Genomic DNA, 14,729 nt, shown 5'->3' with positions numbered 1-14,729 from the left:
ACGTTAATATAGACTCAACGGAAGTGCTTGTTAATGCCGCTGGTCATGAATCGGCTCATGAAATGGATGCGCAGGATGGCAATCATTACAGTCAAAGCGATAACGAAGCCTACGCCAATAATTTTGGTAGCAACTTAGCGGACTATACGAATTTAGCCTTAGACATCAATGGTTATGATGATGGGATGGCGACTACGAATAGCCATGTTGGGAATAATACATCATTAGTCTTGGCGAATACGAAAGTATATAATACTCTTGATAAAGAGCAGGGTGACTTTATGTCAAGATTTATACCTGTTTTGTTTAAAACAACACCTAAAAAACCACCCAAAAAACCATTTAAAGGCAAAACGCCTGAACAGATAGACAAGATGTTCAAAGATAAAAGTTTCCAACCTAGAGGGCCTGATCCTTTGAATGGTAAAGGTGGTTATGTAAATCCTAAAACAGGCCGTTCTTACCATATCGATCCTGGTGGTAAATACAAAAAAGGTACTGAGTATCCGCATGTGGATGTGAACCGTACAAACGGTTCTAAATTATCGAAGAAAAAATACCCACTGGGAGATAAGCTAAATGACAACTAATAATTTTTTGTTGAGCTTTGAAATATCCAAAGATGGTGATGAGTTAAATATCCATTGTGATGATGCTGGGTTGGAAAATTTGCGTTCGATTATTTCCCAAATTAAGGGGAAAGTGAGCCATGAACACTTAATGACTCCAAGCTGGGGCGGCAATGAGCTTTCAGAAGACCCTCAATCAGAAGATAGTCATCTTCTCAACAAAGTTACCATTCATAAATGGTAGTTGAGCAAAGCCTGCTGTTGCGGGCTTTGTTGTTGTATCTACTCAGCGGTAACGATCAGCCAGCCCTCCATGACTCTAACCTTACTTCTTATTAAGACAGGCACCTTAAGAACTCAGTGTTTACAAAGCTTCTAGCGTTTTCTTGAGGATATTTAAATGTACTGTATATAATTGGCTCTTCACCTTTCTTAGTGGGTCAACTCCATTGTTAGCCCTCCAAAATGGAATAGAATTGCTCTCTTAAATCTTCTTATTAGGACAGGCACCTTAAGAACTCAGTGTTTACAACAAATTTAGCAAGACACCCACCTTAAGTTCTTAATATTTTCAATAAGTTAGAAAATCCTTTAACTTCTTTCGAGGCTCAATCCTGTGATTGAGCTTTTTTGTTTCTCTTGAATAAGCCCAAACCACCAAGGCCACCATCGGCCTTGTCATTGTCACCGTGGCTGGATTTTCCATTGAAGAAAGGAGAATGTAACCGTGTTTTGTGTGATGACGTTGAGTTCTTAGTGTGCCCCGTCATTTTTCTGAAAATTCTTTTGTCTTTAAATGTAGAAAAGCCAGTCAGGGTGAGCTGACTGGCTTAGTGTCGTTATTACATCATTTTAATGGGGAGACTTAATATTCAAAGGCACCTATGTCTGGTGCAGAGCCATTGTAGCTTTCACCCACATTCGTCCCAGCATCAATTAAGTCACTGCCACTTTTTAACTTGAAAAAGTCCACATCCGGCAAGCTACCGTCTGACTTACGAGGTCGTAGTAAGTCGTTGATATTTAAACCTTCAAAGTCACTTGATGACACAGAGATACCATTTTGCCAACTATTATTGGATATACTGGTACTGCTGGCATTGAATTGATCACTAGAGTCTTCAGGGTCATAAGAAATGGTATTTTTGATTTCTAAGTATTCCGCTCGGTTAGTATTGCTGAAGGAAATGTTACGACCATTTTGATAGGCAATCGAGTTATAGATAGTGACTCGGCCTCGGTTACTATTGTGATCATAACCATCAACGGCATTTCCTGCTGCAATGGTATTGATGAAAATAGCGTTGTGTTTTAGGTCTTTGTCATCACTACCACCGGTTTTGAAGCCATTACCATCTCCATCACCACGATTGCCATTTTCTAAGTAACCATTACGAATGACCCAGGTATTTTCATACGTGGTGGTGATGTTATTGGCACCACGAAGATAACCGTCCACACCATCGTCTAGGTTATTCCATGCTCGACAACCATAAAAATAATTACCATTGCCTACTGTCAGTTTTGCTGCAAAACCATCAGCATTTTCCAGTGAAGAATCGGCGTTGTAGTAGGAGTCGACATTTTCAATCCTGTTATTACTCGCCCCATTATCCAGTTGCACGCCAGTATCCGCATTACGATAAAAACTAGAGAATTCAATGATATTGTCATCTCCAGTTATGTGCAGACCGTTATCGCCTGCTCTTGTGACATGAATGCCATACATGTGCCAATGGTTACCGCTTAACTCCATGCCTCTATTACTGCTGGATTCGGACATAGAAGAGAAGTTGAACACGGGATGGCTGTCACCCGGATAGTTTCTTAGGATGATTTTATTAGACGATGAGCCAGATTTTGACAAACGAATTGGAGAGTCGAAGTAGTAGGTCCCACTGCGGACATAAATGGCTTTGCTGGAAGAAGCATTACTAATAGCAGAAAGTATTTCGCTTTCTGAGTCCACCACTGTGTTATTGCTTGCAGTAGGGCCATTGCCAGAAGGCGGGTTCGTTGTGCCGGAACCGTCTAGAGTAATGTTAAAAGCATTAGAGTTGCTAGTCTCATTATCACTGTTGGTGTATTTGATCCAGAACCAGTAGGGAACACCGGCGTCTAAATTCTGCACTGTATATTGGGTAACTGAGGATGACACAGTGGTGATTCTTGTGCGGCCACTTGGATTACTGTCTGTATCGTAATAGATTTGATAATTGGAGTTAGTATTTGAACTGTTCCATTGCAAGGTAACCTGATCACCACTGCCTGAACCGCTTAATGTGACATTATTTGCGCTTTTTGGCGTGGTGTTAAATGCATTGGAGTTGGCATATTCTCCTGTGTCGCTGTCCAGAAACTTAATCCAGAACCAGTAGGTTGTACCGTTGTTTAATCCTGTAGCGGTATAGTTGAACGTGGAGGAGGACACGCTATCCAGCCTTACCCTGCCGCTTGGATTACTATCGGTGTCATAGTAGACCTGATAAGCAGCACTGGTTTCACCAGAATTGCTCCAATATAGGTCAACTTGGTTGCTTCCTGCTATACCACCGAGCGAAACACTGTCAGCCCAAACTAAGTTGGAGCTGGTCGCCAGTAGTGCTGACAAGCTAATTATTTTCATCATTTTATTCATGGTTATATTCCTTCAATTTAATCCTTAAATTGCTTAGGCTGAAATGTATTTGCTTATTTCAAACCTAAGTATCTCTTTTTGAATTGCTTGAGGAAATTTAAAGAAATGAAAATTTATTTTTTTTAAAACGACATTCCTCATTAGTAAACTCTAGTTAAGAATGAGAATTAGAGTCATTTATAATTTTTATCGATAATGCTTTCTTTGATAGTGTGTTTTGCCTTATTTGTGCTTACTGCTTGTTTTAAAAACAATTAAATTCTAAGAGGCTTTTTGGTGAGCTAAGTGACAAAAATGGCAACAGAAAGTTAACAGGACTCCTGAACTTTAACAGGACAACCTTAGGTTCATTCTTAAGGTGAGGGTTTTCGGCCTTTAACTCTTTTAAAGGCTTCATCATGGAGGCCACCATATCGCCGTATTTCGCTCGCTACTGATAGATAGAGGTGGTACTGATGCTGTGTTCTCGGGCTAAGTCAGCAATCGACATTCTTGCTTCGTGTTGCTTTACAATCGCCAGGATTTGGCTTTCGGTAGACGTGATTTTTGCATAGAGTGCTCCTAATTCTTTGATCATAAAACTCTCTACTTAAAGCCAATTATTTTTCAGGAGGATGACAAGTCTTAACAAGATAAATAGCATCTCTGGGTCTCTGTCATCAGCAGTCTTATTGGCTTTTTTCATTTCTTTATAAAATAAAAACAATTTCTTGATAAAATTAAAAACACGTTTTATTTTTAAGTTTACTCATTAGTGTTTAATGAGTTGCTGCTTCGTTGTAGCTAAATGTAACGAATCTCACTCGTAAGTGATGAGTCCAATGATGGCAAGTCACTTTAAAGAGGAAAATTAGTTTTTGGATAGATCTTTTACTCTTAGTTGTTAGCACATAACGTCAAAAAAAATAAGGACTTAATTATGTATATCAGCTTAACTAAAAAAACGTTAAAAGCCACAGGACTTGTGTCTTTAACTTTGGCATTCTCACCTCTCTATGCGGCAGGCTTAGAAGGTTATGCGACACTCAATGGCAATACTACTGGTGGTGCTGGCGGTAATGTCGTTTATGCCAGCACAGGGACGGAAATAAACGAAGCCATGTGTGAGCGTGCCGATGATGATACGCCTCTTATCATTTATGTGACTGGGGTGATCAATCACGGAAATACCGAAAAAGTGAGGGGAAGTTGTGATACTAGAGATGATGAAATTCAATTCAAAAGGGTAAAAAATATCTCTTTAATTGGTACCAATGATGGCGCTCTATTTGATGAGATTGGCATCCATTTGCGTGAAACATCCAACATTATTCTACAAAATCTACATATTCGTAATGTTAAAAAATCTGGAAGTCCAACCTCTAATGGCGGTGATGCGATTGGCATGGAAAAAGACGTTTATAACGTCTGGGTAGATCATAATTTTTTAGAAGCTTCTGGTGGCGAAAACTCCGGTTACGATTCTCTGATTGATCTGAAAAATAACGTTAAGTATGTGACTGTTTCCTATAACCACTTTTATCTTTCTGGACGGGGTGGCTTGATGGGATCAAGCGACAGTGATGATCAAAATACTTTTGTTACTTTTCATCATAACTGGTATGACACGATTGATTCTCGTATGCCGTTGTTACGACATGGTACCGCTCACGCGTACAATAACTACTACAATGACATCGCTAAATCGGGTATGAATCCACGTATTGGTGGGGCTATCAAGGCGGAAAATAACCACTTTGAACGTGCAAATAATCCTATCGGTACCTTCTATACCGATGAAATGGGTTATTGGGACATCAGTGGCAACATTTTCCAAGACGTAACTTGGACACCTGCTAGTGATGAATTTCCAGCCGGGCCTAACCCTGTGTCTACGACGTCAATTAGTATTCCTTACTCTTATCAGTTAGATGATGCGAATTGTGTGAAGAACATAGTAATGAACAGTGCAGGTTCGCAAAAAGGCCTAAAAGTCTCGAACGGTAACTGTGGTGTCAATTAATGCGGTTTTGATGTCATAACAATCCTACTAAGAGACATGCTTGGCATGTCTCTTTCTTTAGAACGACAGGCAGCGGTTTTGTTTATGCTGTCGTCACAAAAAGCCTCATCGTGGGGGGAAAATGCTTATGCGGACACCTAGCTTGCGGTACGAGCCTTAGACCAAGCCAAAGACGCGGTAAAAGATACCAAAGCCGCGTACGAAGAGGCCAAGTAAAAAGTGTTTGAAGGCAAGCTGCCGAAAAGTGATTTGGCTTTCTTCAAAGTTAACCTAGCGGCCGCCACGACCAAGGTTGCCAGCGCTGCTACCAAGGCGTTTTATTTGCTACCTATTATTGATACCGACTTAAGCCTTTTTCAAAGGCGGATAAATGATTTTTAGAGGCGTTCATCAGTTTTTTAAAGGTGCTGTAAATGTCGTCATATTCAGCTTGATTGAGCAAGGGGTTCTTTAAGAAAGATTCATACATAGCAATATTATCAATCTCGGCTTGCACACCCGTTGCAAAGGCATCTTTAAGCGACTCTGGCAGTGTTACATAGTGTGCAGAATCATCTTTGGGTAGGGTAAATCCATGATGATGATAAATGTCTTTTAGCCATTTAATATGTGTTTCTTCAGATTGAATAATGTTACTAAAAGGACGTTGCTCACCATACTTCTTCATAATCAGTTCATATTCAGAGCGCGCTAGATATTCATCTTGTATCGCATATTTCAACATTTGTTGAATTGACGGCGATGTATTTTGCTTCGCTGCTGCAGCGCCAAATCTTGTGTCACTTGCATTAGCGACATTCAATACTGTAATGATTAACACCAAACTGACGGTATATATAGACTTGTTCATGGGGGCTCCTCATCTCACACTTTATGTTAATGTATTAATATTAGTATAGGCTAATATAGTGGTTGAATTTCTCTTTAAAGCGTAAATTAATAGCCTAATAGAGAAGGCACATTAGCCACTTAAGACGTCAGTGTTATCAAGCTTCTTAACAGGTGTGTCTAAACAAAATTCATCTTATAGTTTTTTATCCACGGCATGTGATACCGAACTGATACCGAACTGATACCGAACTGATACTGAACCGCCTTCTTCTATCTGCTTTACTCAATAACTCCCCCATTGCAATCGCTACGGATTTTAGTTCGAAAAAGGAGTTAGTTATGCCACTTTCTATTCACCCATCTATTGGTGTTGCTCGATTAGGAAATTCTATTGAAGATAAATTTTTGTTAAATCCAACGAAAATTGGTGGATTGCCTTACGAGTCAGATGATAATCGTCAACCCACTAACCAAGTAACTCATTTTAAAGACAAGTCAGGCTGTATTCTTCGTCAAGGACAAGTTTTTAAAGTATTCGACAGTAATGGAAGTGAAATAACCCTTAATTCTGCCAATGTGAAAAACATTGAATGGACGGTGCATCTGGCTAATAAAAAGCCCGCTTGGTACCAATTCCAAGAGTTAAACGGTAACTTGTTGTATGGTGAGGCAAATAGCTATCAAAATCGTGGGATTCCTTGGCGTAATGAAGGTGTCAAAGACCTTGATGAAAGACGTAATAAGCTGATCATTGATCTAGGACCCCGTACCGTTAGTGGTACTTTGCAAAGTCAGGAAATTAGCATCCCAACTATCCCTTCCGATTATCCGGCATCTTATCCCAATCCCGAAGGAGGGTTTAAACAAGGGTCGTCGTACTTCAAAAGTTTAGGAACCGTAATGACGGACAATGAAGGACGTCTCATTGTAGTAGGAGGCTACGGCTTTGCCGGAGGGAATACTGATCTAAGCGGCTATGGTGGCGGTGATGAATGGTATGATGATATATCCGATGGTTCGATCAATTGTGTGGTGACTTATCAAGATGACACGCCTGATGACACCATGCAGGCTTGGATAGTGGTTGGTTCTCCTGACTTTGCACCTGAGATAGTCAATATCTCAACACTTAGTGACACGTGTTTTGATGTGGGTGTGCGTCACTTTAACCTTGTCCCTGATATGTACTCAGGGAATGAATACAATGCAGATTATATCGCCAACTTTGATCGCGATATTCTGCCTATCATTGAGCGTATTCGCGAATACCAATGGGTCTCCAATGTTCAGTCTATGAGTGGCTTTTTCAGTTTTCATTTTGATTACCGCGACAATAGTGATGCGAACAAGCCGAATCGCATGAAGTACTACGATTATTTCCGTCAAATTGATAAGAAAGTGGTGGGTCTTTATGATCAGCCTCAACAGGTACTCATGAGTAGCGAAACAGAAGGCGACATTCTTCCTATGATGCCGATGAACTCTGGTAGTAACTCGGTCAACAGTGCCAACCTGAGTGACTTTGGCGATTTTCGCAATGCTAGCGGTGATCCCGTTGAAAACTTGAACAATGTGGTGGAGAAATTCTTGGCGCTGGATGCCACTCAACTTTTCTTACTCAAACAATGGGCGGAAGGTAAGTTCAATACGGATAAGGTCATCCCCTTAGTCAATCCAATTGATGCAGCAAGCATTGGTAATTGTGTCGGTTTGCCTATGTGTCCCGGTATTGAAGTGACTTGGAGTCTGCAGAATCCCGTTATCTATTCTGACGCTTATCAAATCAAACACTACAAAAATGCTGCGTATTTTGCTGCGAATGGACTGTCGCCTGATCGAGATGAATGCGAAGCGGGTGATGGTTGTGAACCGGGCGATTTAACTAAGCGTATGGCTTGTCCTTGGCAAGCTGATTTCTTTAATTGTACATTGCAAGTGGTGAATTTCTCCGAACCTAAGGTGAATAAAGCAGAGCGTACCGAAGAGGTTGGAAGTAACACAACGGCCACTTGGAGTAATCTGCCTGACGGAGTAGGGTACGTGGGTTCTCAAAGTGCCTCTAGTACGACGAAGAATGTGGATAAAAAAGTGCCATTAACACCCGCCTACTACAGTTACTGGTGGCCACCACAAAGTCCTTGGGACGTATTAACCGGTGAGCTAGATGCCGAAGGTCAGTTCTTGAGTAACTTACCCGCAGGTCAACAAACCAATTTTGCGCGTGGTATCAACAGCTACAGCCAGATGGTAGAACATTGGTCTGCCTTGGCTTTTATTCGAGATCGTAACTCAAACCCTGAGAACAAGGGTTTTCCTTTCTTTACTGAAACGGAGCGTAACCATGAGTTGTTTGATTTCAAAGAAGTGGGTGTTGGCCAAATCACAGGGAATAGCGTAGACAATGAAACCAGCATCCCTGTGTTCTTTATTAATGATAGTAAAGAATCTTTAGAAAGTAAGGGCACACTAAAAGGTATTAAAATGGCGACCTATCTAGAACAGAGAGCTTTCCGAAAAGTGTATTCTAGAAACGTCTTGCCTCGTTCTGGTACTCGTATGAGAGGTTAATGATGGAGTCATTTGACGCTATCGTGATTGGAGGTGGTCCTGCTGGGGCCGCTTCCGCTATATCACTTCAACAACATTATGGCAAAAGGGTGCTGATTTTAGAGAGAGGGGATTTCACGCAACAGCGAATTGGAGAGCAAGTTTCTCATAGTGTGTTTGACTTTTTAGACTTTCTGGAAGTGCCAGTCGAAAAATTTGGCGATCTTTGTTTTACGCCAAACTTTGGTAAAACCAGTGTTTGGGGCAGCACGATAGAGAGTCAGCACCACAGTATGTTTACCTCTCAAGGTGCGACTTATCAATTGAATCGAGACACGTTTGATGAAACTTTGTTACTCCACTTTGTCGACAATGGTGGTGTTGTCATTCCTCGTTGTACCAATCTGCATATCACATTTCTCGACACAGGTTGGGAAGTGCAATGTAAGCATCCAGAGGAAGGCGCTTTGGTGTTTCACAGTGACTATCTTATTGAAGCATCTGGTCGACAGAGTAAAGTTGGACGTTCCTTGGGAATGGAGCGTGTCGCGGAAGATAGCTTGGTCGGAGTCGGAACTTTCCTGCATCATCCAAACAGTATTTTTGAGCAACATCAAAGAATCGAAAGTTGTGAATATGGCTGGTGGTACTATGCTGGTCTATCTCCTGAATTGGCTGTAGTTGCTTGCTTTACGGACTCGGATATTTTGCAACAGAGACACCTCAATCATAAGGCTGCTTGGAATCAGCATTTAGCTAATATGTCGTCAATTGCAGAATTCTTAGCAGGATGTGAAAGTGCTCATCCTAAACTATGGATTAAACCCGCCACAAGTCAGTACTGTCATTCCTCCTTTCCTGATAAGTTTATTGCTGTTGGTGACGCAGCCTTATCTTTTGATCCTGTTTCCTCTATGGGGATTGGCTTTGCTCTTAGCAGTGCTTGTAATGGGGTAGGGTCTCTTATGAGTGGTTCGTCGGATGCGATGCATCTATACCAACAAGACTTGAGATATATCTATCAAGAATATAAATCGATTAAAAGTGATATTTACAGGCGAGAGAAGCGTTGGTCGGATCAGCCTTTTTGGCAAAGGCGACAGTCTTTTCAGGTGACAAAATTGCAGCCCTAATAAAGATCGATTTGTTACCTTGGGGCTAAAAGGAGAGCACAGTACTCGTAAAGCCTAATAAAGGGTAGTGAGTATAATGCAGTATTCACTACCCTTGCTTTTTTGAGCAATCTCAGAAAAATTCATGTTGGTTTTGACTAGTATTGTAAGAGTTCGTCAATGCTAATTTGATAAAAAATGGCCAAGTTTTTTGCTGTCCGGTAGAGAACGTTCATACCAAGTTCAGCTCTTTTTATTGACGATATGGAAACGAGAATGCCATTGTTTAAACATTGTGTTGCGAGCTGTTCTTGACTTAGGCCAGATCGCATTCTCAGCTCTTTTAATCTATTTGCGTTTAAGGCAACTCTGCCATCCAAGCAACTCATAACGTTTCTCCCTAACTTTTATTGTGAACTTTCCGCATAGATGCCGTTATCGCGCCTAAAAATTATGTTTGGTAACGTCTAAAACTGAAAAAGTACATTTTTTGTGTATCATTTTGATTCCTCTATTAACCTCAAATCTTTCTCTAGGGAAGGTAAACAATAGAAACTATAGACGAAAATCCTCAGTAAGCTATCTCAAGCAATAATATTTCGCAGTAAAATATTTAAGAGCTCTAAGGTCATTAAATGACATATCTTATAAAACGATTAAAAGGCATATGCTTACGTTCTTATTACCTGACTATGTCTGTGCTTTTTATGGCCTAAAGATAGGCCATTAGTTGAGCTGGATAAAAGGTCAGCAACCAGCAAGAGCATGTATATTCTTGTCTGATGGTATTTAATTCGGATGAATTAGACGTGGTGAAATAGATGTTTAAGATTGACATGGATGTAGGGCATTCGGGCCATGCAGGAACAAGTTGTGGTAGTCAGTGGACTTGTTCGTACCTTCCTTAACTAAATTGTCGTATCCTGTTATTCTCGTCTCGGGAGGCGATTTAAGACCTCCTAGATGTTGTATTTTAAATGGAGTAATCACTGTTTCAGCTTGTATCATTTATGTGTCAAGTAACAGGCAGTTTTAGGACTCATGTTTAAGGAAAAGAAGGATTTATATGAATATCGTAAATGCCAGTATGGTAAGTTTTGTGTTGATCACAGCAATCTTGTCCACTCAAGCGCGAGCTCATGAGGCGGGAACTTGGTTAGTTCGAGGTGGTGTCGGCAGTGTTATGCCACAGGAAAGCAGTGGTGATGTATTGGGATCAGGTGAGTTTGAGGTCAGTAATGATACTCAGCCGACTGGCACCATTAGTTATATGTATACGGATCATGTTGGCTTTGAGACGATTGTTGCTTTGCCCTTTGTTCATAATGTAAGTACCGCAGGTTTAGGCAAAATTGCAGAGGTTTCTCAATTGCCTTTTTCTTTTATGGCGCAATATTATTTTGGCGAAGCGACGAGTGATATTCGACCTTATGTGGGCGGTGGCGTTAATTACGCAGTGTTTTTTGATGAAAAAACCGAAGGGAGTTTAGCCTCAGATACGGTTTCTGTGGATGCTTCCTTTGGCTTAGCGGCGCATGTTGGGGTTGATGTAACCGTATCGAATCAGTGGTTTGTGAATGCTTCTCTCTGGTATTTGGACGTGGATACCACAATTAAAACGCAAAACAATAATAATTTTGATATCACACTTGATCCAATTGCCGTGGTGATAGCAGCAGGCTATGAGTTTTAACCTTTATAAAGGAATATGCCTTGCAGGAAACAATCCCATTAGTTAGTAGGATTGTTTATTCTTTTTAAGCTTGTGCCAAAAAATAATCTTTTGAATAAGTGAGATTTTTTTATAAAAAGGCTCAATCCAGAGATTGAGCCTTTTTATTTGTTCTGAAAAACCAATTATCAAGACCACTCTGCATGCGGATGCCCATTTTTGGAGCGGGGGATTGGACGACTCTCTCGAAGTGCTCTCTCAGAAAATGAGAAAAAACTATGAGAAAAGCCATCCATAACATCGCGCATGGCATGGTTGAACTGATTAGAACGCTGGCACAGTTTGTCTTCTTCTCTGAGAATAAATAATCAGTAAGAGCAATAGAACAGCAGGAATATACAGTACTTCTTTTGGTATGCGCTTAGCATCGACTTCGACTCTGCTGATCTTCACACTCTCATCACCATAAAAATCGAAATCCTGCAATTGACCGAAATATTGCGTTCCAGGAAAGGGCTCTTCGAGCAACATATCATCGCCGTCAGTCATTGTAACTAAGCCGGCTCTCTGCAACCTTGCAGCCCCGCTCGCTTTGTCACCTAAATCGACCACCAGTGTCAGGTTTTTAATATCGTCTGGGTTATCAAAATCTGGCCCCGATATAACCAAACGAATTAATCCATTCTCTGGTGCCGCTTCCGCGGTGGCAATGACCTCTTTGCCTGCATAAACATCGTACGGTGCCTGAATGTAATTTAACCAAAAACCTGGACGAAATAGGGTGAAGGCCACCAGCAATAACGCAAGGGTTTCCCAGAGTTTGCTTCGAGCAATAAAATACCCTTGTGTGGCGGCGGCAAACAGCATCATAGCGATCATCGCCACAAAGAAGATAAAGATCGCCTTCATCCAAGTGACATCGATCAACAGCAACTCGGTATTAAAAATAAATAAGAAGGGCAAAAGGGCGGTTCGAATGTCGTAAGCAAATCCTTGAACCCCGGTTTTAATAGGATCTCCGCCGGATATTGCTGCAGCGGCAAAGGCCGCCAGGCCAACAGGGGGCGTGTCATCCGCTAATATTCCGAAATAGAAGACAAACAAATGCACTGCGATCAAGGGGACGATTAAGCCAGATTGCGCTCCTACGGTGACCACAACGGGCGCCATTAGGGAGGACACAACAATGTAATTTGCCGTAGTGGGCAATCCCATTCCAAGAATCAAGCTCATTACCGCTACCAGCAGCAACATTACCATGAGGTTACCACCTGACAGAAATTCCACCAGTTCGCCGATAACCTGATGCGCACCCGTTAGCGAGACCGTCCCGACAATGATGCCGGCCGCACCGGTTGCAACCCCAATGGCGATCATGCTGCGCGCACCAGCAATCATTCCCTCAACAAAATCCTGCCAGCCTTCTTTGAAGGCAGGCTTAAGCTCGCTGCTGGAACGGAGCAATGTCTTTAGCGGCTTTTGAGTGAACACAATAAAGATCATCGCCATGGTCGCCCAGTATGCCGATGTTGTGGGTGACAAACGTTCAATTAAGATGCACCAGATTAAAATGACAATAGGCAGTAAATAGTACAGGCCTGTTACTGCCACATCCCAAGGTCTTGGCAGTACGTCGATTGGGGCATCTGGCTCATCCACTTGCAAATCAGGGTGGCGGGCCGCTAACGAGATCAAGGCGAAGTACAGGCCAAGGAAAATAAGGGCGGCCATCCAAAAGGTCATTTGAGGGAAGACCACTTTGACCCATCCGAGTCCGTAATAAACAACCGCAGCCAGCACGCACATGCCAATAAAACCAAACATAACGCCTGATAAGCGTGACGCCAAAGTCGCGGTTACAGAGGGTTTTTGCATGCCTTTCAGTCCCAATTTCAGAGCTTCAAGGTGGACAATATAAACCAGCGCGATGTAAGAAATGACGGCAGGTAAAAAAGCATGTTTTATTAAATCAGGGTAGGATACTCCGGTGAATTCTGAAATTAAGAAAGCCGCAGCACCCATCACTGGCGGTGTTAGCTGCCCATTGGTCGATGACGCCACTTCGACGGCACCCGCTTTTTCTGGCTTAAAGCCGGTACGCTTCATAAGCGGAATGGTAAAGGTACCTGTGGTCACCACGTTGGCAATAGACGACCCTGAATACAATCCAGAGAGTGCTGAGGCCACCACGGCCGCTTTCGCTGGCCCACCTCGTAAGTGCCCCAAGAGCGCAAACGATAATTTTATAAAGTAATTCCCAGCACCGGCTTTTTCCAACAGCGCACCAAACAGGACAAACAAAAAAATCATGGAAGCGGACACACCTAATGCCACCCCAAATACCCCTTCGGTTTGCATCCAATAATGCCACATGGCCTTGCCGTATGACGCGCCTTTCCATTGAATCACGTCTGGCATGAATGAAAGATGCCCAAAGAACACATAAAAGACAAAGACAGACGCAACGATGACCAATGGCAGTCCCAGTGCTCTGAACACAGCAATACCAAGACTGATCATACCAATGGTTGAAAAAATCAGGTCTGCCATATTGGGCAGACCAGCCCGGTTGGCAATGTCTTCTTTAAATATCAGTAAGTAAAGACAAGACATAGCCGCAACAATGGCAAGTAGCCAATCGTAAGCGGGCACTCGATCATTAGGGGATGATTTAAACAATGGAAACGCCAGCATTGCGAGGGCAATTGCGAAGGCCAAATGAATTTGCCGCGCTTCTTGGTTGTTAAAGACCAGTGTAATGCCTGTTAGTTGAGTCAGTACAAAAGGCAAATCAGACGCAATATACAGTTGAAAAGCCGACCAAATAAAGGCCAGACCCAGTATGAATTTTCCCGCGAAGCCTGCCGCGTTGCGCGCACCACTTTCAACCTCTGCGACCATGGCGTCAACATCAACCTCTGAACGCTTGTTCTGATCCGTTTCTGTGGGTGACATAGGATTCCCCTTATAAATCCATGCGATAAAAAAGACCAAGGCCCTATCTATCTGATCAGATAACAGGGCTTTGCTATTTGTTTATTAAGGAAGGTGCGAACAGCTTCTCTGGCGTCAATGGACACTTTTTAGTTAGACAAGATCTTTATTATTCTAAGCCAAAGTTTCGAATGTCTATGTAGAGCATATTGACGAGGGACTTAACGACGAATAAAAAATGCATGATTATGTTAGATCACAGCCTAAGTCTTTTAGTGACAAGCTCTCTTCTACGTTAAGTGTGCTGGGAGGTTATCTTGCTTCCAAGCGCACTTGGTTGACCACTTTTTCTCTCTAAGGCCTACACACAGGAGACTTATTCGTATTTTCCTTAATTCAATCAAAAAATAAGAAGATCACCTAA

General features: G+C 42.0%; 11 protein-coding genes. 6 read left to right on the top strand and 5 right to left on the bottom strand.

The window, feature by feature from the left end; genetic code table 11:
• Positions 1 to 590, top strand: a 590-nt coding sequence (locus tag ACXAH2_RS13785) for a hypothetical protein (protein ID WP_475079264.1), incomplete at its 5' end; no start/stop codon positions are given.
• Positions 580 to 813 carry an Imm32 family immunity protein gene (locus tag ACXAH2_RS13780; protein ID WP_475079263.1) on the top strand — a complete coding sequence of 78 codons (234 nt, stop codon included), beginning with the start codon at positions 580 to 582 and terminating at the stop codon, positions 811 to 813. The genes ACXAH2_RS13785 and ACXAH2_RS13780, both read left to right, overlap by 11 nt.
• 621 nt (positions 814 to 1,434) lie before the next feature.
• Here the strand turns inward: ACXAH2_RS13780 and ACXAH2_RS13775 are convergent.
• Together ACXAH2_RS13775 and ACXAH2_RS13770 are read right to left on the bottom strand one after the other, a co-directional pair.
• Complete coding sequence (locus ACXAH2_RS13775) at positions 1,435 to 3,207, bottom strand: right-handed parallel beta-helix repeat-containing protein (protein WP_475079262.1); 1,773 nt, start codon at positions 3,205 to 3,207, stop codon at positions 1,435 to 1,437.
• A 430-nt stretch (positions 3,208 to 3,637) separates the two neighbouring features.
• Entirely contained in the window at positions 3,638 to 3,784 is a 147-nt protein-coding gene (locus tag ACXAH2_RS13770; RefSeq protein ID WP_475079261.1) for a transposase, read from the bottom strand.
• A gap of 342 nt (positions 3,785 to 4,126) precedes the next feature.
• Here ACXAH2_RS13770 and ACXAH2_RS13765 point away from each other — a divergent pair, with 342 nt between their 5' ends.
• On the top strand, positions 4,127 to 5,209 hold the full coding sequence (locus ACXAH2_RS13765) for a pectate lyase family protein (RefSeq protein WP_475079260.1): 1,083 nt from the start codon (positions 4,127 to 4,129) through the stop codon (positions 5,207 to 5,209).
• Positions 5,210 to 5,540: 331 nt separating this feature from the next.
• Here the strand turns inward: ACXAH2_RS13765 and ACXAH2_RS13760 are convergent, their stop codons facing one another.
• Positions 5,541 to 6,059, bottom strand: coding sequence for a ferritin family protein (locus tag ACXAH2_RS13760; RefSeq protein ID WP_475079258.1), 519 nt, complete (start codon positions 6,057 to 6,059; stop codon positions 5,541 to 5,543).
• A 320-nt stretch (positions 6,060 to 6,379) separates the two neighbouring features.
• Here ACXAH2_RS13760 and lodA point away from each other — a divergent pair, with 320 nt between their 5' ends.
• Together lodA and lodB are read left to right on the top strand one after the other, a co-directional pair.
• Positions 6,380 to 8,608, top strand: a complete 2,229-nt coding sequence (gene lodA, locus ACXAH2_RS13755; protein WP_475079256.1) for a CTQ-dependent lysine 6-oxidase LodA — start codon at positions 6,380 to 6,382, stop codon at positions 8,606 to 8,608.
• Positions 8,608 to 9,720, top strand: a complete 1,113-nt coding sequence (gene lodB, locus ACXAH2_RS13750) for a lysine-epsilon-oxidase maturase LodB (RefSeq protein WP_475079254.1) — start codon at positions 8,608 to 8,610, stop codon at positions 9,718 to 9,720. Before lodA ends, lodB begins: the two co-directional genes overlap by 1 nt.
• A gap of 137 nt (positions 9,721 to 9,857) precedes the next feature.
• Here lodB and ACXAH2_RS13745 read toward each other — a convergent pair whose 3' ends face one another.
• The gene (locus ACXAH2_RS13745; RefSeq protein WP_475079253.1) at positions 9,858 to 10,088 is read right to left on the bottom strand and encodes a helix-turn-helix domain-containing protein; all 231 of its coding nucleotides are present in this window, start codon (positions 10,086 to 10,088) and stop codon (positions 9,858 to 9,860) included.
• Between the two features lie 677 nt (positions 10,089 to 10,765).
• Between ACXAH2_RS13745 and ACXAH2_RS13740 the strand changes: the two genes are divergently transcribed.
• Positions 10,766 to 11,392, top strand: coding sequence for an OmpW family outer membrane protein (locus ACXAH2_RS13740; RefSeq protein ID WP_475079251.1), 627 nt, complete (start codon positions 10,766 to 10,768; stop codon positions 11,390 to 11,392).
• Between the two features lie 303 nt (positions 11,393 to 11,695).
• On the opposite strand, the gene ACXAH2_RS13735 is transcribed toward ACXAH2_RS13740, so the two are convergent.
• A complete protein-coding gene (locus tag ACXAH2_RS13735; protein ID WP_475079249.1) occupies positions 11,696 to 14,326 on the bottom strand; it encodes a TRAP transporter permease in 2,631 nt (876 codons plus the stop codon).
• Positions 14,327 to 14,729 lie beyond the last annotated feature (403 nt).

This window comes from Marinomonas sp. ABL3_031, assembly GCF_056161265.1.
The sequence above is the reverse complement of the archived record's forward strand: the minus strand, read 5'-3'. Positions and strand labels throughout refer to the sequence as shown.

Excerpts from the sequence above, each read along its gene's own strand:
- ACXAH2_RS13780 (WP_475079263.1), top strand. The coding sequence starts at position 580 with ATGACAACTAATAATTTTTTGTTGAGCTTTGAAATATCCAAAGATGGT.
- ACXAH2_RS13775 (WP_475079262.1), bottom strand. The coding sequence starts at position 3,207 with ATGAATAAAATGATGAAAATAATTAGCTTGTCAGCACTACTGGCGACC.
- ACXAH2_RS13770 (WP_475079261.1), bottom strand. The coding sequence starts at position 3,784 with ATGATCAAAGAATTAGGAGCACTCTATGCAAAAATCACGTCTACCGAA.
- ACXAH2_RS13765 (WP_475079260.1), top strand. The coding sequence starts at position 4,127 with ATGTATATCAGCTTAACTAAAAAAACGTTAAAAGCCACAGGACTTGTG.
- ACXAH2_RS13760 (WP_475079258.1), bottom strand. The coding sequence starts at position 6,059 with ATGAACAAGTCTATATATACCGTCAGTTTGGTGTTAATCATTACAGTA.
- lodA (WP_475079256.1), top strand. The coding sequence starts at position 6,380 with ATGCCACTTTCTATTCACCCATCTATTGGTGTTGCTCGATTAGGAAAT.
- lodB (WP_475079254.1), top strand. The coding sequence starts at position 8,608 with ATGATGGAGTCATTTGACGCTATCGTGATTGGAGGTGGTCCTGCTGGG.
- ACXAH2_RS13745 (WP_475079253.1), bottom strand. The coding sequence starts at position 10,088 with ATGAGTTGCTTGGATGGCAGAGTTGCCTTAAACGCAAATAGATTAAAA.
- ACXAH2_RS13740 (WP_475079251.1), top strand. The coding sequence starts at position 10,766 with ATGAATATCGTAAATGCCAGTATGGTAAGTTTTGTGTTGATCACAGCA.
- ACXAH2_RS13735 (WP_475079249.1), bottom strand. The coding sequence starts at position 14,326 with ATGTCACCCACAGAAACGGATCAGAACAAGCGTTCAGAGGTTGATGTT.